Source organism: Bifidobacterium indicum (assembly GCF_036987015.1).
In the GTDB taxonomy this organism is placed as follows: Bacteria; Actinomycetota; Actinomycetes; order Actinomycetales; family Bifidobacteriaceae; genus Bombiscardovia; species Bombiscardovia indica.
On the sequence record NZ_BTXM01000001.1, the window covers coordinates 323,799 to 345,068 of the forward strand.

At 58.1% G+C, this 21,270-nt stretch carries 27 protein-coding genes; 17 read left to right on the forward strand and 10 right to left on the reverse strand.

Annotation, left to right across the window (positions count from 1 at the left end; genetic code table 11):
• Positions 1–54: 54 nt before the first annotated feature.
• The 6 genes from AACP59_RS01250 (at position 55) to AACP59_RS01275 (ending at position 5,935) form a co-directional block, all read left to right on the forward strand.
• Positions 55–852, forward strand: coding sequence for an HAD-IIA family hydrolase (locus AACP59_RS01250; protein WP_297316131.1), 798 nt, complete (start codon positions 55–57; stop codon positions 850–852).
• Complete coding sequence (gene glmU / locus AACP59_RS01255) at positions 852–2,243, forward strand: bifunctional UDP-N-acetylglucosamine diphosphorylase/glucosamine-1-phosphate N-acetyltransferase GlmU (RefSeq protein WP_339349463.1); 1,392 nt, start codon at positions 852–854, stop codon at positions 2,241–2,243. The genes AACP59_RS01250 and glmU overlap by 1 nt, the downstream gene beginning before the upstream one ends.
• A gap of 134 nt (positions 2,244–2,377) precedes the next feature.
• Positions 2,378–2,863: a ribosome silencing factor gene (gene rsfS, locus AACP59_RS01260; protein ID WP_339349465.1), complete on the forward strand. Its 486-nt coding sequence runs from the start codon at positions 2,378–2,380 to the stop codon at positions 2,861–2,863.
• Positions 2,860–3,591 carry a histidine phosphatase family protein gene (locus AACP59_RS01265; RefSeq protein ID WP_339349467.1) on the forward strand — a complete coding sequence of 244 codons (732 nt, stop codon included), beginning with the start codon at positions 2,860–2,862 and terminating at the stop codon, positions 3,589–3,591. Before rsfS ends, AACP59_RS01265 begins: the two co-directional genes overlap by 4 nt.
• A gap of 170 nt (positions 3,592–3,761) precedes the next feature.
• Complete coding sequence (locus AACP59_RS01270) at positions 3,762–4,721, forward strand: hypothetical protein (protein WP_339349469.1); 960 nt, start codon at positions 3,762–3,764, stop codon at positions 4,719–4,721.
• A 128-nt stretch (positions 4,722–4,849) separates the two neighbouring features.
• Positions 4,850–5,935, forward strand: a complete 1,086-nt coding sequence (locus AACP59_RS01275; protein ID WP_339349471.1) for a glycerol dehydrogenase — start codon at positions 4,850–4,852, stop codon at positions 5,933–5,935.
• Positions 5,936–6,002: 67 nt separating this feature from the next.
• Here the strand turns inward: AACP59_RS01275 and AACP59_RS01280 are convergent, their stop codons facing one another.
• The 5 genes from AACP59_RS01280 to AACP59_RS01300 form a co-directional block, all read right to left on the reverse strand.
• Positions 6,003–6,992, reverse strand: coding sequence for a PfkB family carbohydrate kinase (locus AACP59_RS01280; protein WP_339349473.1), 990 nt, complete (start codon positions 6,990–6,992; stop codon positions 6,003–6,005).
• Positions 6,985–8,451 (reverse strand): purine-cytosine permease family protein, encoded by a 1,467-nt coding sequence (locus tag AACP59_RS01285; protein ID WP_339349475.1) that lies wholly within the window; start codon positions 8,449–8,451, stop codon positions 6,985–6,987. Before AACP59_RS01285 ends, AACP59_RS01280 begins: the two co-directional genes overlap by 8 nt.
• A gap of 144 nt (positions 8,452–8,595) precedes the next feature.
• Positions 8,596–9,591: an ADP-ribosylglycohydrolase family protein gene (locus AACP59_RS01290; RefSeq protein WP_297316123.1), complete on the reverse strand. Its 996-nt coding sequence runs from the start codon at positions 9,589–9,591 to the stop codon at positions 8,596–8,598.
• On the reverse strand, positions 9,578–10,327 hold the full coding sequence (locus AACP59_RS01295; RefSeq protein WP_339349477.1) for a GntR family transcriptional regulator: 750 nt from the start codon (positions 10,325–10,327) through the stop codon (positions 9,578–9,580). Before AACP59_RS01295 ends, AACP59_RS01290 begins: the two co-directional genes overlap by 14 nt.
• Before the next feature lie 914 nt (positions 10,328–11,241).
• Entirely contained in the window at positions 11,242–11,985 is a 744-nt protein-coding gene (locus tag AACP59_RS01300) for a hypothetical protein (protein WP_339349479.1), read from the reverse strand.
• Positions 11,986–12,191: 206 nt separating this feature from the next.
• Between AACP59_RS01300 and AACP59_RS01305 the strand changes: the two genes are divergently transcribed.
• Positions 12,192–12,563, forward strand: a complete 372-nt coding sequence (locus AACP59_RS01305; RefSeq protein ID WP_339349481.1) for a hypothetical protein — start codon at positions 12,192–12,194, stop codon at positions 12,561–12,563.
• Positions 12,564–12,688: 125 nt separating this feature from the next.
• On the opposite strand, the gene AACP59_RS01310 is transcribed toward AACP59_RS01305, so the two are convergent.
• Together AACP59_RS01310 and AACP59_RS01315 are read right to left on the reverse strand one after the other, a co-directional pair.
• The gene (locus tag AACP59_RS01310) at positions 12,689–13,039 is read right to left on the reverse strand and encodes a YebY family protein (RefSeq protein WP_339349482.1); all 351 of its coding nucleotides are present in this window, start codon (positions 13,037–13,039) and stop codon (positions 12,689–12,691) included.
• Positions 13,040–13,105: 66 nt separating this feature from the next.
• Positions 13,106–13,405 (reverse strand): hypothetical protein, encoded by a 300-nt coding sequence (locus AACP59_RS01315; protein WP_339349483.1) that lies wholly within the window; start codon positions 13,403–13,405, stop codon positions 13,106–13,108.
• A 213-nt stretch (positions 13,406–13,618) separates the two neighbouring features.
• Between AACP59_RS01315 and AACP59_RS01320 the strand changes: the two genes are divergently transcribed.
• Entirely contained in the window at positions 13,619–14,653 is a 1,035-nt protein-coding gene (locus tag AACP59_RS01320; RefSeq protein WP_339349484.1) for a hypothetical protein, read from the forward strand.
• Positions 14,654–14,891: 238 nt separating this feature from the next.
• On the opposite strand, the gene AACP59_RS01325 is transcribed toward AACP59_RS01320, so the two are convergent.
• The 3 genes from AACP59_RS01325 to AACP59_RS01335 form a co-directional block, all read right to left on the reverse strand.
• Positions 14,892–15,494: a hypothetical protein gene (locus AACP59_RS01325; protein ID WP_339349485.1), complete on the reverse strand. Its 603-nt coding sequence runs from the start codon at positions 15,492–15,494 to the stop codon at positions 14,892–14,894.
• A gap of 210 nt (positions 15,495–15,704) precedes the next feature.
• A complete protein-coding gene (locus tag AACP59_RS01330) occupies positions 15,705–16,148 on the reverse strand; it encodes an ImmA/IrrE family metallo-endopeptidase (RefSeq protein WP_339349486.1) in 444 nt (147 codons plus the stop codon).
• A complete protein-coding gene (locus tag AACP59_RS01335) occupies positions 16,145–16,528 on the reverse strand; it encodes a helix-turn-helix domain-containing protein (protein ID WP_339349487.1) in 384 nt (127 codons plus the stop codon). The genes AACP59_RS01330 and AACP59_RS01335 overlap by 4 nt, the downstream gene beginning before the upstream one ends.
• A 99-nt stretch (positions 16,529–16,627) precedes the next feature.
• Here AACP59_RS01335 and AACP59_RS01340 point away from each other — a divergent pair, with 99 nt between their 5' ends.
• From AACP59_RS01340 to AACP59_RS01375, 9 genes are all read left to right on the forward strand, one after another.
• The gene (locus AACP59_RS01340; RefSeq protein WP_339349488.1) at positions 16,628–16,876 is read left to right on the forward strand and encodes a hypothetical protein; all 249 of its coding nucleotides are present in this window, start codon (positions 16,628–16,630) and stop codon (positions 16,874–16,876) included.
• A gap of 143 nt (positions 16,877–17,019) precedes the next feature.
• Positions 17,020–17,175 carry a DNA-binding protein gene (locus AACP59_RS01345; protein WP_339349489.1) on the forward strand — a complete coding sequence of 52 codons (156 nt, stop codon included), beginning with the start codon at positions 17,020–17,022 and terminating at the stop codon, positions 17,173–17,175.
• Positions 17,176–17,195: 20 nt separating this feature from the next.
• The gene (locus AACP59_RS09440) at positions 17,196–17,513 is read left to right on the forward strand and encodes a DivIVA domain-containing protein (RefSeq protein WP_370465979.1); all 318 of its coding nucleotides are present in this window, start codon (positions 17,196–17,198) and stop codon (positions 17,511–17,513) included.
• Positions 17,510–17,707: a hypothetical protein gene (locus tag AACP59_RS01350; RefSeq protein WP_339349490.1), complete on the forward strand. Its 198-nt coding sequence runs from the start codon at positions 17,510–17,512 to the stop codon at positions 17,705–17,707. Before AACP59_RS09440 ends, AACP59_RS01350 begins: the two co-directional genes overlap by 4 nt.
• Positions 17,704–17,901 (forward strand): hypothetical protein, encoded by a 198-nt coding sequence (locus AACP59_RS01355; RefSeq protein ID WP_339349492.1) that lies wholly within the window; start codon positions 17,704–17,706, stop codon positions 17,899–17,901. The genes AACP59_RS01350 and AACP59_RS01355 overlap by 4 nt, the downstream gene beginning before the upstream one ends.
• Positions 17,898–18,503 (forward strand): single-stranded DNA-binding protein, encoded by a 606-nt coding sequence (locus AACP59_RS01360; protein ID WP_339349494.1) that lies wholly within the window; start codon positions 17,898–17,900, stop codon positions 18,501–18,503. The genes AACP59_RS01355 and AACP59_RS01360 overlap by 4 nt, the downstream gene beginning before the upstream one ends.
• A 43-nt stretch (positions 18,504–18,546) precedes the next feature.
• Positions 18,547–19,020, forward strand: coding sequence for a RusA family crossover junction endodeoxyribonuclease (locus AACP59_RS01365; protein WP_339349495.1), 474 nt, complete (start codon positions 18,547–18,549; stop codon positions 19,018–19,020).
• A gap of 206 nt (positions 19,021–19,226) precedes the next feature.
• Positions 19,227–20,294, forward strand: coding sequence for a helix-turn-helix domain-containing protein (locus tag AACP59_RS01370; protein ID WP_339349497.1), 1,068 nt, complete (start codon positions 19,227–19,229; stop codon positions 20,292–20,294).
• Positions 20,287–21,267: a DNA-methyltransferase gene (locus AACP59_RS01375; RefSeq protein ID WP_339349498.1), complete on the forward strand. Its 981-nt coding sequence runs from the start codon at positions 20,287–20,289 to the stop codon at positions 21,265–21,267. The genes AACP59_RS01370 and AACP59_RS01375 overlap by 8 nt, the downstream gene beginning before the upstream one ends.
• Positions 21,268–21,270 lie beyond the last annotated feature (3 nt).

The window sequence follows — 21,270 nt, forward strand, 5'->3', positions numbered from 1 at the left end:
GATTCCGGTCGGAGACGGCCTTGAGGGGTTGGTGATCAACCGAAAGGAACTGATTTGGCAGTCAAGAAGATCGAAACCTGGCTCACCGATATGGATGGGGTGCTGGTGCATGAGAACACCGCCCTGCCCGGAGCTGCCGAATTCATCGAAACGCTGAAGGAACATAACCGACAGTATCTGGTACTGACCAACAACCCCATTTACACACCGCGCGACCTCTCGGCCAGACTGGGCCGGAGCGGCATCGACGTTCCTGAAGACAAGATCTGGACCTCGGCCCTGGCCACGGCCGACTTCGTCTCCCGCACCATCCCGCGCGGATCTGCCTATGTGATCGGCGAGGCCGGTCTGACCACGGCCCTCCACGAGGCCGGGTTCATCCTGTCCGACATCAATCCCGACTATGTCATCCTGGGCGAGACCAGGACCTACTCCTTTGAGTCGATTACGACGGCCATCCGTCTGATCCTGGGGGGTGCCCGGTTCATCTGCACCAACCCCGATGCCACCGGCCCCAGCGAGAACGGCGTTCTGCCGGCGGCCGGATCCGTGGCTGCCCTGGTGACCAAGGCCACCAACCGGGAGCCCTACTTCGTGGGCAAGCCCAACCCCATCATGTTCCGCACCGCCCTGAACAGGGTCGGTGGACACTCGGAGACCACCGCCATGATCGGCGACAGGATGGATACGGATGTGGTGGCCGGCGTGGAGGCGGGCCTCAACACCTTCCTGGTGCTGACGGGCATCACCAAGCGCGAAGAGGTGGAGACCTTCCCCTTCAGACCCGATAAGGTGGTCAATTCCATCCACGACCTGATTGATGTCGCCGAAAGCGGGGTGGTGGAGTTTTGATGCCGGAATCAGGGCTGACGGCGGGCATCATCCTGGCCGCCGGTGAGGGTACCCGCATGCGTTCCTCCCTGCCCAAGGTCCTGCATAAGCTTGCCGGCAGGACCTTCCTTGAGCGGGTCATGGCATCGGTTACGGCCCTGGATCCGGGGCTGACCGCAGTGGTGGTCCACTTCCAGGCCGAGAAGGTGGCCGAGGCCGCACGTTCCTACGATGGCCAGGTTCGCATCGTCCAGCAGGACGATTGCCCCGGTACCGGCCGCGCCGTCCAGTGCGCCATGGACCAGTTGCGTCAGAGCCTGGATCCGAACGGGTACGTGCTGATAGCGGCCTCCGATATGCCCCTTCTTGACACGGACACCCTTCGAGGCCTGATCGACCACCATGTCAGGACCGGAGATGGGGCCACGGTCCTGACCGCGAACCTGGACGATCCAACCGGGTACGGGCGCATCATCCGTGACCAGGACGGGCGGGTGCTCCGCATCGTCGAACAGAAGGACGCCACCGGTACCGAGCTTGCCGTCAAGGAGGTCAATACCTCCGTATACGTCTTCGACGTTGACGTGCTTTGCCAGGCCATCAGGGGGCTTCGGGACAGCAACGCCCAGGGGGAGTTCTACCTGACGGACGCCCTGGAGGTCGCCCGCCAATCCGGTACCGTCGGTGCCTTCACTGCGCCCGACCCACTCAGCGTCGAAGGTGTCAACGACAGGGTGCAGCTGGCTGTCCTGGCCAAGGACCACAACATCCGGGTCTGTCATGAACTGATGCGGTCCGGGGTGACCATCCTGGATCCGGCGACCACATGGATCGAGGACGATGTGTCCATCGAACCCGATGCCACCATCCTGCCCGGGTGCCTCCTCCAGGGGCATACCGCCATTTCCGCGGATGCGGTCATCGGTCCCTATACCACCCTGATTGATGCGACCATCGACCAGGGTGCCACAGTGGAACGCTCCAGGATTCAGGAGACCCACATCGGCGCCAGGGCCAGCATCGGGCCCTGGACCTACCTGAGACCCGGCAACGACCTGGCCGAGGACACCAAGGCCGGAGCTTTCGTGGAGATGAAGAAGGCCCATATCGACCATGGGACCAAGGTCCCCCACCTTTCCTATGTCGGTGACACCCATATCGGCCACGACAGCAATGTCGGGGGTGGAACCATCACGGCCAACTACGACGGGGTCCACAAGAACAGGACCGAGATCGGGTCCGGGGTCCATGTCGGTGCAGGCAACCTTTTCGTGGCACCGGTCCAGGTGGGCGACGAGGCAACGACCGGGGCCGGGTCGGTGATTCGTCACCAGGTTCCCGAAGGGGCCATGGTCTACTCCACCAACGATCAGCACACGGTCGGGGACTGGAAGCCCGAATGGGAGCGTTGAGCGTATCCCGCCCGGCGCGATCCCCTCACTTGGAACCGGGTTCCTCCACCGGTCGAGGAGTGAGGAATAATGACAGGTAAGATAAACCGAGCAGTTTCCGAGACCTCGGACAGATCCAGTTGAAAGGCATATCAGTGCCAGCATTGCAGGATTCCATAGACGCGGTACGGGTGGCCGCCAAGGCCGCCAACGATATCAAGGCCATGGACATCGTCGCTTTCGACGTGTCCCAGCCCATCGCCATCACGGACATCTTCATGGTGGCCACGGGCGGCAACGAACGTCAGGTCCTGGCCATCGCCGAGGAGGTGGAGAAGCAGCTGCACATCCAATGCAAGCGTGACACGCGTTCACGCGAGGGCATCGACGAGGCACAATGGGTCCTCCTGGACTACGGCGACTTCGTCATCCACGTCATGCACAAGCAGGCCCGGAAGTACTATGACCTCGAGCGTCTCTGGAAGGACTGCCCCCAGGTCGACCTCCAGCTGGAGCACCGGTTCACCCTGGAGGATGACCAGACCGATGAGGACCCCGATTCCATGATGGCCGGTTTTGAGGATACGGACATGCGCAGCAGGTTCGCCTGGCCCGACCGGGACGAGGAGTCCTTGTCATGAACGAAGGGGCGGGTTCTCTTCGTCATGTCCGCTCCCTGACACTGGTCAGGCATGGGCAGACCAACTACAACGCCAGGCATCGCATGCAAGGGCAGATTGACATCCCCCTGAATACGACCGGCCGTTGGCAGGTTGAGCGTTCGGCCGAGGAACTGCGCCGAGAATACGTCGATACCGTACCCGAGGGACGCAAACAGCTGGTGGTCGCATCCGACCTGTCCCGGGCCATGGACACGGCAAGGGCCTTCGCCGATCCACTGGGGGTGGAGGTCCATCCCGATACCCGACTGCGTGAGCGTGGATTCGGCGACTGGGAGGGTGTCAGTGCCGCAGAGGTCATGGACCGGTGGCCCGAGGACTATACATCATGGATGTGTGGCGGCGGCGGTGAGCTCAAGCACGGCGCGGAGTCCAAGCCCCATGTGGGGGAGCGTGGATTCGAGGCCATCACCGAGTGGGCCCTGTCGGCCGACGAGGACACCGATCTCTTTGTCTTCTCGCACGGTTCCTTCATCTCCCAGGCTCTTCAGGCCATTCTGGGCATGGCGAAGACCTACCCCGAGTATGTGGGCATGGTGACCATGCGCAATGCGCATTGGGCCAGACTTTCAGCCAGGAGCATGGAGGACGGTCAGTTGCGGTGGTCCATGATCGACTACAACAGGGGCCCGGCCATCGCCATGCGAGGAGACTGGGATCGCCCCATGGGACTGGTCGACCAGGACTGATTACCGCTGCGCGAAACCTTCGGGCGCCAGCCAAGAGGGGCCGGGTCGTAACCATTCGGCCTTGCGCGAGTGCGGCCTGCATACCCGGAGGCCTATCACAAGTTCGACACAGGTCGGCGCTATCATGATTCATCAGTACACGCAGCCGATGGGTATGAAGGAGCCGGGGGTTGAAGAATTTCTTCCATGACATTTCGTGGGCCCAGATAGCCGCCGGAGCCCTGGCTGCCATGACCTCGTTCTGGCTGGCGGCCAAGATCGGCGTAGCAGGGTCCATCATTGGAGTGGCCATAGGTTCCATTGTGTCGGCTGTGGCCTCACAGATCTACAAGAACGTCCTGGAGGCCTCCGGGCAGAAGTTCCAGGAGACCGTCATCGGCGGCGATGACGACAAGAACGCCGTGGACACGACTGACGATACTTCGAACCGGGAAACCCAGACCATGCCCCAGGTCGGTCGCGAAACCACGGTCATGCGGCCTGTGGGTGGGAAGACGGGAGGCGGTCAGGCCTCAGGAGAAGAAACGACCCTTTTGCCTCCGGCCCGGCATGATTCCGGCCGGACCACTGTCATGCAGCCGGTTTCGGCCGACAACGGAGGGAGACAGAACGGCGGCAGAACCGTGGTATCCACCAATGGGGGAGGAAATCACCGTGGTGATGATGCCCTCGGTGGTTCCCATCAGGGTGGTCGGGCCATTGCTCTTTCCCCCGCCCAGATCAAGCGCAGGAAACGGAACATCATCATCGTTTCCGTGGTCAGTGCCCTGGTGGCGGTCATCCTGAGCGCCCTGGCCATCAATCTCCTGACCAAGGGTGAGGGGACCGACCATGTGGTCCGCAACGTGGTCAGTCCATCGACCACCGAGCAGACCACCGAAGGCAACCCTACCGAAACGACCCGACCCCAGGATGAACGGGGGGAGACGAATCAGCCCAGTGTGACCACCCAGCCCAGCCAGGGGCATACCCAGACGCCCCAGCAGACCACCAGACCGACCCAGCAGGAGCCTGAACCCAGTCCGGACGCCTCGAACTCCAAGACCCCGACAGCTCCTGAAACGACACCTACAACAGGGTCGTCCCCGGATTCCGCATCCCCGGCACCACCGTCAAAGGCGGCCCAGTAGTCAGCCTTGGGTCTTGTCCGGGTGCCACGGTCAGCGTATACCGGTAGAATCGGTCCTGATGGATGATGGACTTCATCCAAGGAGCCGATGACGGTTCAGCGAAATATGTCATCTAGATAGGGGTTGCCATGCGTAAGGTTCTATGTTCTCCCGGAAGCTATATCCAGCAGGAAGGTGCCATGGGGCAGCTGGCCGATGAATATGCGGCCATAGGTTCCAGAGGCGCCCACATCATCGTCGATCCGATGATCGACAAGCTCTATCACGATCAGATCGTCTCCTCCTTCGATCAGAAGCAGATGCCTTATCAGCTCATGGAGTTCGGCGGTGAGTGCTCCGCCGAGGAGATCGACCACCACCGGGAGCATCTGGGGTCCAGCGATGTGGTCATCGGCATCGGTGGCGGCAAAACGCTGGATACGGCCAAGGCCGTGGCTTTCTACGCCCACCTGCCGGTCATGATCGTCCCCACTGCTGCATCATCCGATGCACCCTGCTCCCGTCTGTCCGTCCTTTACCGTCCGGACGGCGTTTTCGACAAGTACCTGCCCCTGCCTTCCAACCCCAACGTCGTTCTGATGGATACCGACATCATCGCCAAGGCCCCGGTGCGGTTCCTGGTCGCAGGGCTCGGTGACGCCTTCGCCACCTATTACGAGGCAGCAGCCTGCGTGCGGTCCAATGCCATCACCATGACCGGAGGCCATGCCACCAACGCCGCCTTCACCCTGGCCAAGCTCTGCCACGACACCCTCCTCGAGGATGGGGCCAAGGCGGTTGCCGCCGCAAAGGCAGGCATCCGCACGGCCGCCCTGGAGAACATCATCGAGGCCAACACCCTGCTCAGCGGACTGGGATTCGAAAGCTCCGGTCTGGCTGCGGCACACGCCATCCATGACGGGATGACCGCCCTGGAGGGCACCCACAAGATGCTCCACGGGGAGAAGGTGGCCTTCGGCACCCTGGCCGAGTTCGTCCTGGAGGATCGCTCATTCGACGAGACGGCTGAGGTCTATGACTTCTTCCGTCAGGTCGGCCTGCCCACATCCCTGGAGGAGATCGGCATTGGCGACGCCACCGACGAGGACCTGCTCAGTGTTGGCGAACATGCCTGCGGCCCTGATGAGACCATGGGGAACATGCCCTTCGAGGTCACCCCCGTCGACGTGGCCCACGCCCTGCGCGCAGCCGACGAGGTGGGGAAGCGTCTCTGATCCCTTGAATTGCAGGAGGGCCACCGCTGTGAAGCCGATGGCCCTCTTCTATATGTACTTTGTTCGCTTATCTCAGCATGGACGAGACAGCTTTCCGTATGGATTCCGCATCCGGGCAGGTGGCCGGTCCACGTTGCGTGGTGGAAAGGGCTCCTGCGCAGTTGGCCCAGATCAGTGCTTCCTCCATGGGCATGCCTTGGAAGATGGCTGCGCAGAGGACACCTGCGTGGGCATCTCCGGCTCCGTTGGTGTCAACAGCATTGACTCGCGGAGTGGGGATGTACCGGCATCCCTTCGTATTGTCCGGCTGACAATACCATGCTCCGCGGGCACCGGCCCTGAGAATTACCGGGCTGCCGAGACCTAGACAGAGGCTGCTGCAGATGGATTCCGGTTCGGTCCCATCAGCCGTTGCAGGCCTGCACCCAAGGCGGTCTGCCAGGATTGGTCCCTCACGCTCGTTGAGGGACCAGATTGGATGAAGACCGTTGACCGTTTTGAGTACGTTCAGGTCTATATCGGCCACCATGGGCCCGATATCGAAGAGGACCGGTAATCTGTCCCCCTGGTGTTTCCTGGCGAACCCGACCAGACTTCGACTGTTGTCCTTATGGCAGAAGGAATATCCGCTCATGTAGATGACATCACCGGCAACTAGGCTCATGCCTTCGTAGGTACCTTCGGGTACGCGGGTTTCGGCTCCTCGTGCGGAGACGAAGGTCCGTTCACCCGAGGGTTCAATCAAGGCGATCGAATATCCGGTATCGCAGTCGTCGAGGACTGGCCCCTTGGCGGGAACCTGTATGGATGCCAAGGCCTGACGGGACATATCCGCCATGGGTCCTGTACCAAGAGCACCCATATAGGAAATCGGGGCCTCCATTTGCCTGGCGGCACGGATTACGTTGTATCCACCACCGACCGCCATGGCACTCCGAGTGGCGAATATGTCCCCACCGCGCTCCGGGAGGTGGTCGATATCCATGCTCAGGTCCACCACCACCTGACCGAGATGGAGAATGCAAGGTTTCCTGGTCGCTGAATCGGATTCATTCATGGTTATTCTCCTTCATTGCTGCGGATTCCCCGGAGAGGATATGCAGAAAGCCATAGAGGATCCCTCCCAACAGGAGGGAGACAAGCCATGCCAGGCCATTCCTGCCCAGGAAGCTTTCAGCCAGGGGGCCGGAGAACCAGATCTCATCTTTGGAGACCTGGGCCGTCACGAAGAGGAAGCCTGCAATGATTCCAACCAGCCAGCTGATGATGGCCGGAAGATTGATTCCGTGCCAGTACCAGTAGGGGGAGTCGGGTTGAAGATTCATGAGACCGTCGGCATCATAACGTTTGCGGGAAATCATATCTGTCAGGAAGATACCTGCCCAAGTGCTCAACGGTATGGCCAGCAGGGAGATGAAGGTGACGAAGGGACCGTAGAAACCGCCTGATCCCAGGGTGAAGTATAGGGCTCCGCAAGTTGTCACCACCACATCGACGATGACCGCATAGGCGCGGGGAATCCTGATGCCCAGGGTGATGGTGGTCAGGCCGGCTGAATAGACGGAAAGGTTGTTGGACATGAGCAACCCGGCGAAAGCGGCAACCAGATAGGGGATGGAGACCCATGCAGGAAGTGCGCCACGGACAGCGGCTACCGGATCAGCAGCGGCGGCAATGGTTGAATTGCCTGCGGTCAGTGCTGACCCCAGGCCGATGACGACGACAAGAGGTATGCCGGCTCCGGCTGCGGCGCTAAGAACCAGGGAGCCGGATTTTACCGAGGTTTTCTGGTAACGGGCCATATCCGCACCGGAATTGACCCAGCCGATGCCCGAGCCGGCGGCAATGGTGCCGATGCCGATTAGAAAGGCGCTGGCTGAGCCGGGTGCATTACCGACAAAAGAAGACCAGTCGACGGTCGTTGCCAGATAGATTGCCACCAGAAGGGTAAGTGCTCCGAATACCCAAGTGGCCCACTTCTGCACGTTGAGGATGAAGGCATGACCGGCGGCCGAAACGACCACCGTCAGCGCCACGAAGATGGCAATGCAGGCGAAGGTCAGGAGGGGAGAGTGCTTGGCATCGGCCGAGGTGCCGAAGATGATGGCTAAGAGCGACAGTAGCGCGAATGCCCCGGTCATCGTGTTTACCGTTTCCCAGCCCAACCTGGAAAGGAGAGCCACGAGTGTGGGGCCTGCATTGCCTCTGACACCGAAAATGGCTCTGGATAGGGTAAGGGTTGGGGCTCCGCCCCTTTTCCCGGCTATGGAAATCACGCCCACCAGTGCAAAGGAGCCGAAAGCTCCGATGATCGTAGCGAGGACGGCTTGCCAGAGGTTGAGCCCCTGGGCAATCAGGGTGGCTCCGAGAGGTATTCCCATGATGGAGATATTGGCGGCGAACCAGACCCAGAACAGCTGACCGGGTGATCCGTTCCTTTCGTTTTCGGGCACAGGTTCGATGCCTCTTTGCTCCACCCTGGAGAGAATGGTGCTCTGTTTTGTTGTAGTTGGCATGTATTGTCTCCTTTGACTCATGTTGAACATTGGAATCGGCATGCTCCGGGTAGAAGATGTGGCATACAGCAATGTGGCGGTCTGCGAGTTGGCTGAGGCTGCCGCAACCATGAAAGGTGTCAGATTTCGGCCCGGTCGGAATAGTTATCTCAAGGCGGTTAGCGCACGGGCCGCTTTCGGCAGGTTGAGGTGGGATACCGCGGCCACCTGCGAACATAATGCGGCATCGAAAGCGTCGGGACCGGCACAGGCACCAGTCATGGCACCGGTCATCGCGGCGATGGTATCGGTATCGCCGCCAAGGTTCACCGCTGTGAAAAGGGAGGTTTGGGGGTTGTCCGCAAACCTCCAAGCCAGGGCAAAGGAAGCCGCGACTGATTCATTTGATTCAACCGAGGTGCCGCAGTCCGCTATCAGGTGCTGCTCGAAATCGTCTTCGTCCAGGAATTCCTCGGACAGATGTATTGCCTGACGGGCACGTGCGGGGACAGAAGCCTTGGGTGTCCAGGCTCCACGGGAGTCCATGGAGTGCACCACGCGCAGGGATTCTTCCAAAGCCTCGCGAATGGGCATTCCCTCAACCCCCAGGCTCACCACCGTGCTGATCAATGCGGCGCCTTGGAAGCCCGCAACCGTATCGTGGGTGACTTGGCAGGACTCGTAGATCCGGTTCGCCAGCGTCCGCGTATCATCAGGCCTGTTGGCTATGCCGACGGGGGTGACACGCATGGCTGCCCCATTGGTGGTACCGGTTTTCCCTGTGCTTGATATGTCCGCACCCTGACGAACCTGCTCCAGGGCCAGCTTGGTGGAGGGTCCCAAGAGATCGAGCGATCCTCGGGATTTCATATCGTCCTCCCAGGCCAGAAGGCGTTTAGAGAAGTCAACGGGGTCGATATGGCCCCGGCCATTGATGATTAAATCTGCCACAATCAATGCCTGTTCCGTGTCATCGGTGACTGAACCTGCAGGCATACCAGGGGCGATGGGTTGATTGGGTATAGCGTCACGCAGGGTATCAACCCTGCCATAGGCTTCACGAATGGCTGCTGGACTCATGCTCTGCGTGGGCATGCCCAGTGCATCTCCCAGCGATAATCCCGTCAATGCACCAAGGGCGCTTTCTTCAGTCTTGTTCATTGCTCTGTGTACCTCCGAATTCGATGTGCAATGTGAAGTGCTCTGGATTTAAGTAGGACGTAACGAATTCCACCAGTCGATTGTCCTTGTCGAAACTGGCCCTGTCCACAATCAGGAAAGCATGGTCTCCGGTCATTCCCAAGGGTTGCCTATACTCTTCCGGTGGCAGGTCCACACGGGCATCCTGGACACCGCTGACAGGTTCGAGGCCCGCGGCTTTCATGGTCATTGATATGGAGTCACCAAGCAGACCGCGTTCCATGAGCAGGTCGAGAACCGGGGTGGATGGCAGGTGTGATATTTCCACTGAAACGGGAATGCCCCCACTCAGTCTGCGCCTGACGATCTTGTACATATCGACGTCTATCCCGTATGCTCTGCCTAACTGTTCGGGTGCTGAGCCCTTGGTGGTGGAGAGGATTTCCGTAGTAGTGGGGGAGCCTGTCTGAGCTGTGGCTTGCGCCCATCCCCAGGAATGCCGCATGTTGTGACCGTGGTAGGAAACGAAAGAGCCCACACCCGGTCTGGTGGTCACCATCCTGCGCTCGTTGAGTATAGCCAGGGCGTTGCGTAAGGTTCCGCGGGCGACGCCGAACTCTTCGGCAAGAGCCTGTTCAGAGGCCAGACGTTCCTCATTCTGGAGCTGCCCCTTGATGATACGCTCCGCAAGTTTGTCGGCGACGGACTGTGACTGCAGTCTGTGCGCCTTTGCTGATTTCTTGCTGCCATCGTTCATATCTGTATTGTACCTTAATAATGTCGACATGTCCAGTACCTGTATAGTACATGTCTATTCTTGGTTTGTTGTCGTATAGCTGAAACAAGTGTGACAGGATTGAAATGGAACGTAGTCGGCATGGTTTGAATCATGTCGTCGGCCGCGGCATGCAACGCCGTTACAGTGACCGAGGGTCGATGACGGCTTCGGCTTGACCGGGCCGGAATGGTCTGCCCGGTAGTGCCTTGTTCCTCTGATCGTGAGTTAGCTTCCTCTGACGCCACGGGTGCGTAACCTTCCCTGGGTTATCCCGCCCGGTCCTGGACCGTTCTTGCAGAACACAGACACCTGCGGGATGCTCTTAGACCGGTGGGAAAATCAGGAGAAAATGAAAAGGGCTCCCGGGAAACCCCGGAAACCCTGTCCGTGGAGCTAGGGGGAATTGAATTATAGGTGCTCTAAAGCAAGTAATATCAACGTTTCAAAGGGGCTAACTGTATTGCTGTCATATGAGTTGTCCTATCCGTTGGGTCTTACTCACTGCCTCTCAATATGAAGCCTGACGATCGCGGATTTGAGAGGGACACCATGGACCGGTATCCACTTTTCGTGCTGTATGGTATCCGTTCCGGTCTGCTTGACCGATGCTCTTAAATTCTATTCCTGCCTGGTTGATTGTCTCCAGAACCTGTGGCTCATGCCAGAATACAGCTTTAACTAGACAGGAGAGCGTAAAAGAGCAGAGAGGCAAAATCAAAAACCGGAGAGCGGATATTCCCGGCTGTTCTAGTGTACTTCTGGGGGGGGGGTCGTGGAAAGGTTCGTAGGTCCTATATGTCTTAAGACTTGCAGTCTGTAATGGTCGATTATGAGGTCGTTGCCTAATTCTGTTGCTTCTCAGTTGGTTATTGGCCCAAAGCACGGTCTTTATGCTAGTCTGCTTTGCATTCTATGCCTTCAGCCCTCTTCGCGTGTTTGAAAGCAAGATCAATTGAATCCCGATCTGATTTATCTTCATCGAGTTCCTGTGCATAGGAGATTAGCCCGTCCGCTGTGACTATGCCCAGTTGAGTATCTTCGACTTTCAGCCCTTCCGTGAAATCAGAGGTGTTGAATTTACCGATGATTACTTTAGATTCACCTGGCTTGAGGGTGACGCCGTTATAGTGACACATGCTAGATACACTTGTTTGCTTATTACCCAACCTCAACGAGAGTATATTCGCCTGCAACCTGCCGGTATTGGAGATCAGGAACTGCTGCTCCACCACGCCATCTTTATGCAGGTCGACCGACATCGACCCGTTGCTGTCCAGTGTTTTGGTTGCAACGAGATATCCATTCATATTGTCTACAACAAAACTAAAACGAGGTCCTGAATTGGTCCATTGCTCTTGCGACTGTTTAATGCTGCAGCTTGACCAGGCATTAGATAATATTATTCCGACAAGGGATACAAGTATGGTTATTATCTTGCCGATCTCCCATTTATTCTTGCTGGTGGTGACAGCATCCTCTTGTTTCTTGGGCTTATTCTCTTTTGGTTTCGCGGATGTTGCTTGCTGACTTTGTTCTTTGTTTGTTTCACTTTTTTGGGGCTGTTTTGCTGTCGGAGACTTAGGTTGATGTATCCGCTTTCTGTTTTTCTTTCTCTGTCCTTTTTCCTTCCTTGCCATAATTCAGATGCTAACAAAGCCATGTTCCATGCTGAGGACTTAGTAGAGAAAGTCACGGTCGTATACCCTGATGGGGAGCAGGTCACCTACCATAAAACAGAGATGAGCATCGCACAGAACCCGAAGTTCGTAAGCAGCATGGGCAAATCGCTCTCGGGCCCTGCATCCCAGGAGGGTGTGGAAGGGCAGAGATCTCAGCCGATGGCATGGCTAAGGATGTGGACCGGGACACCGCCAAAGAGATGGCTAATTGGGAACCATCGGAAAAGGTGGTGGATGAGGTTGATAACGAACTCACGGTCCAGCCCGTGGATGCGCACTTCAGGTCAGGTAAACGCTGGCATGTTACGGCAGGTGGAGGAACCGACTACGTGGTCGACATTGAGGACAAGGAGTTCATCAACAAGATTGAGGACGGGCTTCGTATAGGCATCAAGGATGTCTTCAGGGTTTCCATGCATACCATCTCAACATTGGGAAGGGATGGGAAGCTTCGCTTGAAGCACACGATAACCAAAGTCATGCAGCATGTACCCGTGTCGAGAACCGATCAAGGCACTTTCGATATAGAAATCTGAATGCGAGAAGCCCCTTGGAGCAAGGCTTGATGCAATTGGAAAATCGTTCCCAAATTCTCGGTGCTGTGGATAAGGGACGCGACAGGGTTATCGTAAATGCTGCTGAGATGCGGCCATCTTGACAGTCAGTTGGCGTTGCAGAAGTCGTTTGCCATGTTGGTGAAGTCCATGCTGGATATCTTTGCTCCTGGAATGCCGGGGTCGTCTTTCCATATCTCACGTGGGTCAGCTCCAAGTCCCCGGTCCTTAGCTGTTCCATTCCCGTAGTACTCCCTGCCGGATGTACTTATGGTAAAAGCGCCGGCGCCTTTACAGTTGATTTTCACTTCATTCTCTTCCCAAGGCCATTCGCTGTCGAACTGCTTTGAGTAGGACATTTCCGTGACGGTTTCCGACTTGGTTTCCTGGCTTCCACAACCAGCGATGCCAATCATCAGTCCACAACACGCAAGCAAGGCCACAGCTTTTCTTTCCATCACATCTCCCTTGGTCTGATCGCATTCACTTGTAGGATACCGCCGGATGGAATCCGGGCTCATCGTCTATTGTCTGTCAATGCTGACTCTTGATTGTGTAAGACAGTTTCGGCACCCGTCCAACAAGGCCCTGTAATCCTGGATGACTCGAAGGGTAACGTCGAGTTCGCAGGCGATCTGGTACGGGTCTCCCTCGTACATGGTTTCAGCGGTCCGGTACTCCAACGGGTCGATCAGCTTCAACGCGGTCTCCCTCCGGGTCCGGTGCTCGACCCGGGTGCCGAACAGGCAGTTCTTGGTCGAGTCCTTATACGTCCAGTGGATGAGCTCGTGCAGGAGGGTGCACCGCTTCTGCGTGTAGGTCATACCACGATCGATGAGGATAGTGCTGGAGGGGTACGGTTACTGCACTCACACCAATGGCGTCTGCCGGTTTTCCCGTGCGGGTTTTTGTGCGCGGGGTTTTTCTGCTATCGCTTTGGTGAATTGATTCCTGTATTCAGTCATGGTCTCTCCTGACGATCCAATGATTGTTGGAGAATGGAGTCAATGGCGAAAGGCATGCGAGGAGGAGTTGTCATGGGTGAACACGGTTTGGCAGGGTCTACAGGCATCCAACCAGCGGGAAGGCAGCCGGGTGAGCCCGGGTCGACCGGGGGGGAGCCCGCACAGGGGACGACCAGTGGAACCGGTAGCGTGCGGGGGAATGGTGGGGGGCTTGGGCGGCGCATCATCGTGATCACGGTCATCGTGGCCGTGATGGTTGCGGCTGTGGTTGTGGGTGTCTGGGTGTTCAGGCAGCGTCATGCCAGTGCTCTTGAAGGCTGCGACCATGCCTACCAGTCGTACACGGCCGGTGCCACCAAACAGCGGCACGCGCGGGAGGAGGCCAGGAGGACCCTCCAGGCCACACCCGAGCAGAAGGTGGCCGACCCCGCCACCCGCAAGACACTGGAGAGGACCGTACGGGAGCCTGCGGGCCACACCACCGCCACCTGCACGGCCAACCAGGACACCGGACAGTTGGACCGGAACAGGGACGGGCTGGACAAGGCCGCCACCACCAACAGGGCACTCGTCGACCGGTACAGGGTGGCCATTGCTAAAGTACGGGCCTCCGTCGGGGTCAAGAGCCTGGCTGATGGGAAGAAGGGCTTGGATGACGTCATCAATTTGGCTTCCTCCCTGTTGGGCGATTCAGACGGGAAGGTGGCGGACAATGCCGCCAGGGACGCCTTGGCCAAAACCATCGACACAGCCAGGCAGGTCAGTGGCAGGAAGGGTGTGACCGATCCGAAGATTTACACGGACGCGAGGAAGGGGCTGGAGGATGCCGTCAAGGCCGTCAACGACTCCATCGGGCGGAAACAGGCCGCCGACGCGGCAGCGGCCACGCAAGCATTCACACCCACGGCTCCCGCGACGGGAAGCTCCCGAACCGGCTACACCAGTGGCGGCTACGCGGGCGGTACACGCTCAGGTGGTGGATCTGCGCCTATACAAGTCCCTCATCCACAAGTTCCACAAGGCGGAAGTTCGTCAAACAGTGGCGGATTGGTAGATATGGGTGGTTCCTGGACACCGGGATCCGACCCAGTTATGACTAATCCATAGAAAATGGATTAAGAATTGGAAGACATAAGATGAATTAACAATTACGGTTGCCGATTTGAGAGGGACACCATCGTCTGGTACCCACTTCCAGCTTGCTTGTTATCCGTCCAATCTGCTTGACTGATGGTCTCGTATTTACTCCTGCCTTGTTGATTCTTACCTGAACCCGTGGCCTATGGCAGAGGTCACATCCTGCAGTGGGTGAAGTCTGGTTAAAACAGGCATGCGAAACCAAGGATCAGGAGAGCGGATACTCCCATCCGGTCGAAGGTCCGTTTGAATAGCGGAGAAAGCCATCCGTCGAAGGGGCGTCCAGGACCACTATTCCGTGCGCCCGTAGTCCTTGTCCGATGTTGTAGGGAAGAAGCTGTTCCTGAGGAAGGCAGTTTTCTGAGCTGTCGCTGATGAGCGTGGAATTACTGAGAGTGCCGTCGCTGGATATGAACTTCCACGCAGCCGGGGAGCCCAGCATGAGGACGCCGTATTCGGGTTCGGTGAAGTCTTTTGTGGTTGAGGCATCGATGTCCAGTCCTACCAGGTGGTGACCATCTGCGGGTGGTTTATGATTTTCAACCGTGCACTGCTGGTCTATGGTGATGCTGTTTACGTTCCATTGTGCGATGAGTGTTTGTGAGGATTCGGATTTTCTGATTCCTGCGGTTTCGCCGATATGCTTGACCAGGTTGCCTCTTGTGTTTTTGCTTGGGCTTGGTTGTGGTTTGTGTGTGGTTGGTGACTGGGCGGGGCTGTTGGAAGCTTGGGATGTGTTATTGGTCCCACATGCTGATAGGCCTCCCATCAGCAGGCAGATGATGGTGAGGGTGCATAATCTCTTTTTCATAGGAACCTTCCATGTCGTCTGCGACTTTATACAAAAGCTATCAAAGTCGGGGGACCAGGCTTACTGGTACTGGATTCCGACAATAGGCCTTCAGCATTTGCGACTCTGACGATTTGATTGTCCTATCCAGCAACTTCGGGGCCCGGGGCTGCTTGCAGCTTCTGGTTATCTTGCTTCATCGCTTTGGTAGGGAGCGGGTATATGGTCGCTTCAGCGTAAGGTGCGGTAGATAATGCCTTTGTCCATGACAAGGAGCTTCTGGAAGTCCTTTAACACCTGGAATGTTACATTCAATTCGCTAGCCATTTGAAACAGGTCCCCATCGTAGGCCAGTTCGGCTGTTTTATAAGATTCAGGATCTATGAGGCGAAGTGCTGTTTCTCTTCTGGCCCTTGTCTCTTCTTTTGAAACCATCAGAGATATGCCGGTATCGCGGTATCTGGCATGGCATAGTTCGTGACAGAGGACACAGCGTTTCTGAAAATCGAAGAGATTGCCATCGATGACGATGGTTTTTACCTGGTCCAAATAGAAACCACATAATCCACTGCCAAGGTTCCTTTCCTTGACGCCTACTCCAAGCTGCTCTGCTTCCAACAGAAAGGCATCGTAGCTGTTTCTTGTTGGCTGGTAGGTTGTTCCGGTGGTTCTCACTCTCTCGGTGTCTCCCTTTCTATCTCTTTGAGATCGTTCTGGTTGGCGGCAATGTCGAAGGCGTCGGGGTTGGCGACTACTTCGTCGATGAACACATCAATGTCGAATCGGCCGCTGTCGTCTTTGGACAGTGACTTCTCCAGCTGATCCAGAACCGTCGAAGGCGACAAGTTGAAAAGGCGGCATAGTTGGATGAACTCATCAAGGGTCGGAACTCCTGAATCCATGTTGAGCATGCCGCTCAGTCTTCCATGTTTGATGCCCGTCAACTGTTCAATGGTGCGCAAAGACAGGTTTCTTGAATCCTGTCTGCGCTTCTCTTTGATGAACATGACGAAGCGTTTGTCCAGTTCGGACCAGGTGCGTCCCTTTAGTGCCATGCGCCTAGTCTAACCCAAGTGTCCAAATAATACGACACACAGAGAACCGGACTTGTCTTAGTGTCCAAATATTTGTACAGTACAGATATGACCAAATATTTGAACAAACTGACTGGTGTGGCGGTTGATGAACTGCAGCGTGCCAAGAGAGCGGCTGGGCTTAGCAACATACAAGTTGCTGGGGCTTTGGGTCTTAACCGTCAGACTGTCGGTACTCGTTTCCAGAACAAGAACATGACGTTGGACGAGTTCATCAAGACGGCGATGCTCTCGGATGAACGACCATCCGACATATTGAAACGCGCCGAAGTGCATGCGACCCTTGCCAGCCAGGAAGGCGAGAAATGACATGTACTTCCGCAAACCAAGTGGCAGATCAATCACCTTTGGATCAGCAAATCGTTCTTCTGCAACAGTTGGCGCGACTAGTGGCTCTCCTCGAACAGTTGTCGCGGGAGGTGTCGGCTCCTCCTCAGCAGGTGGCTGTCCCGTTGAGGCAGGCCACGAAGATGCTGGGCATGAAGGACGAGGGGTTCACCAAGAGCCTGATCAAGGCCGGCAAGATACGTTCCCGCAAGCACGGCAAGACCGTCCTGGTGAGTGTGAAGAGTATCCGCCAGTACATGGGGGACGAGCCGAAGAGATAACGGACGGCTCCCACTGTCTGCTGACACCCAAGGATGTACGCGAGAAGGGTTTCACCTTCTCCACCCGAAGGAAACACGACTGGTACGACGCCGACGAAGTGGATGCCTTCCTTGACCTTGTAGAACAAACCATCAAGGAACTCGGCAGATACCCGGCACTTCTCGAAATGGACAAGCAGACACTGCAAGCCGAAAACACCCGACTACTCCTACGACTCAACCAAAAGAAACCCCGAACACACGCCCACCCCAAACACATACGGAAACACCACCAGCGCCACACAAAACACCAACCACAAAACACAAGCACAACAAACAACCGAAAGCACAAACCATGAAGCCGACAAACAAGGACATCATCCTGATTGCGCTCGCAGCACTGAACGCAACCGTTGCTTTCTTCGGTGGAGCATGGTTCATCTACGGGCTCCTGAATCAGGTCCTGTCCATAATACCAGCGCTCGCCATGATCCTTGGCATCATCGCGTTCCACGTCTTCATGAGCTTGCTGGAGAAGGAGGACCTGGGATGAAGACAGCAGGTGGCAGCAAGAGGCCTATCAGTGATGAAACGGCGCTGGAGCATGATGGCCTGCTGGTCGGGCTGTGTGTCCATTTCATGCGGTTCCCCTCGTTTCGTGAGGCCCTCAAGCAGTCAGACGAAGACATGTGGAAGTACCTGTCCGGGTTGACCAGGGTCAGGATTCGGAAAGGAATCAAGGCATGAGTGGAGAGACTCTTCTTACGGTTGTCGGCAATCTCACGGCGGACCCGGAGATCCGGACGACCAGCAGTGGCGGCGTTGTCGCCAACCTGACCATTGCCAGTACGCCACGGCAGTACAACCAGGGGTCGGGCCAATGGGAGGACGGGCCGGGCCTGTTCATGCGCTGCTCGGCATGGGATACCAGCTATAACCCCATGGCTTCGAACATCCAGGCGAGCCTGACCAAGGGCATGAGGGTCATAGCACGGGGACGCCTGGTGCAACGCTCCTACGAGGACCGGGAGGGCAACAACCGGACGGTCATGGAGCTGCGGTTGGACGAGATAGGCCCGGCCCTGTCCCGTAACACGGCACTGGTCACTAGGAACCAGAAGATCGACGACGGCCAGCAGCGGGGCGGATTCGCAGGGGCCGCGCGCAACCAGGCCAGCGGTTTCATGGACACAGGCGGGCCGATGCATTCTGCCCCTGGCCGGATGCCGCCCGCGTCCCCGGGGAACACCACCCCTGAAGCGTCCGCCCCTTCCACGGCTCAGGGCCCATGGTCCCAGCCTCCGGCCGACGTGGACGGGGGTGACAACCATGACGAGCCGGAGTTTTGAACCGACGCGAAAGGAACCCTCGCGGGGAGCCGGGAAGGAACGGTTGCACGCTGGGCATGAGGACAACCGGGGCCGGAGCCTGGGTTTCCACGCCGCCGGCCAGCCGATCACCAAAGGGAGTGTGAAGCCCTACATGGGTGCCCGTGGTCATGCCATCCCTGATGATCCGAGACTTGCGGCCTGGGAACAGACCATGGCCTGGAGCGCGAAGGCTGCCATGGCCCGGGCGGGGTTGCGCCCATACGATTGCCCGGTCCGTGTTTCAGCCGAGTTCCGATTGCCTTGCCCCGCCAGCCCGGCCTTCCGTGTCCCGGCCACGGCCGCTGACAAGGACAAGGGCGGTGGGGACCTGGACAAGCTGCTGCGCGCCCTGGGCGACGCCTTGCAGTCGGCCGGCGTGGTCCGGGACGACAGCCGGATCAGTGATTACCGGGATTGCATGAAGAGATACGCGGATGACAGGCACCCCATGGGTGTGACCGTGACCGTAACCCCTTTGGGAAAGGAAGAACAGTGAGCAAGCACAAGAACGGACGCCAGGCACGTAGCCATATGAGGCAGCGGGAAGCGAGGAAGCGCCGTCCCCATCAGAAGCACGAGGAGTCCTCAAGGCCGGTTCGTGAGGGTTTCTAGGGAGGATCGCAGGACCGTGTGGCAGACCATATTGGCGATCCTGCTGTATGTCGCGGCCGGTTTCCTTGACTGGCTGAATGGGAGAAGATCATGAGTGTACAAGCGGTCAGTTGGGCGCTGAGGGATGCGCCTGTGGGTGGTGACTGCACCAGCCGTCTGATCCTGGTGATCCTTGCGGACTATGCGAAACCGGACGGCAGGGGTGCGTATCCGAGCGTGCAGACCGTCAGCCAGGTGGCGCGGGTGTCCGAGCGGTGCGTGCGCCAGCATCTGAAACGGCTCCGGGAGGATGGGGTCATCCGTCACGGCGACCAGAAGCTGGTGTCCCATGTGCGTGCCGACCACAGGCCCACGGTGTGGGATCTGTGCATGCGGCCGGTGGGGGAGTCGGGCATGCCCGTCACCCAGGAGCGGGCCATCTCCGCCGCCATACCAGAGGACGGGGTGAACGGGACTGCACCCCGCATCCTTGACCAGTCTCAGGAACCCAGTGATTCCAACGATTCCCGAACCATACCCGACCACGGGGTGAACGGTACTGCATCCCGCGATCCCGCCAACGACCTGAACCAGACTGCACCCCGCACCAAGCCACGGGGTGAACGAGCAGGTATCCACGGGGTGAACCAGCGTTCACCCAAACCATCAGTAGAACCATTAACTACATCCCCTATAGTCCCCAACGGGGGCGGAAACCCACAACACAAGACCCGACGACACCACCTGCCCAAGGACTGGCAACCCAACCAGGCCGCACGAACCTACGCCACCGAGCACGACATCGACCCAGTACGCTCCGCCGAACGGTTCCGCCTCTGGGCCGAAGCCGAAGGCAAACGCCTCACCGACTGGGACGCCCGCTACATGCTCTGGCTCACCAACGAGAAACCCACACCCCCGGAACAGAAACCAACCCCAATCCCACCCCGCAGAACCCCACAACCCCACAAGCACACCGCAGGATGCGAACACGTCCAGGCTCTCCTCGCCCCATACGACCCCACCCTCGACCACACCAACACCACAGGATTCGGCACCAGCCCCCGAACCCAGGCCGCATGGACCATAGCCGACACCCTCAACCAAGGAGGAACCCACAGCCAAGCACTCCAAGCTGCGGGACTTGCGAACTACGCTAAGGAGCCGATCCATGCGTGAACCCTACTACCGCGACGAAGGTGTGACCCTATGGCAAGGCGACGCCCTCTCAGTCCTCAAGAGCCTGCCTGCGGACAGCGTGGACTGCATCGTGACTTCCCCGCCATACTACGGGTTGCGCGACTACGGTGTGGACGGGCAGATAGGCCTTGAGGAGACCCCGCAGGAGTATGTGCACCGTCTCGCCGGTGTCTTTCATGAGGCCGCCCAGGTGCTCGCGAAAGACGGAACCTTGTGGCTGAATCTGGCCGATTCGTACTCAGGGTCAGGTAAAGGACGCCAAGGAGACGGCACGAGAGCCGCCTACTCCGGCAAGCAGGCCACCAACAGGGGAGCCCGCGTGGGGAAGCTGACCTCAGCATGCCGGTCCATCAGAGCCAAGAGCCTGCTGGGCGTCCCAGTCGGTGAGGCGTTCGCACTGATGGATGACGGGTGGATACTCCGCAACAACATCATCTGGTATAAGCGCAACGCCATGCCCACCAGCGCTGCCGACCGTCTGGCCGTCAAGCACGAAGACCTGTTCCTGCTGACCAGGTCGGAACGCTACCACTTCGACCTGGATGCCATCAAGGTGCCCGCCACTGTGCAGAGCGAAGGATCACTCACATGGGACAGGGACAGCGACGAACCCAACCGCCCAAGGCAGACATACAGCCAGCACAGGCGTGGACGCGCCCACTCGGCCACCAACCCGATGATGGCTAATCCGGGGGACGTGTGGGACATCCCCAACCAGCCTTTCATGGGTGCCCATTTCGCCACCTTCCCGGAAGCACTGCCCACCACCTGCATCCAGGCCGGCTGCCGACCTGGAGGAACAGTACTCGACCCGTTCATGGGCTCGGGTACGACCGGATTGGCGGCCCTCAAGTCAGGATGCAAGTATGTGGGCATCGATATCAGCCGCGACTACCTGGACCTCAGACTTAAAACCAGACTCGCCCAACCCGCGCTCGCAGTTAGGGGATGAAGA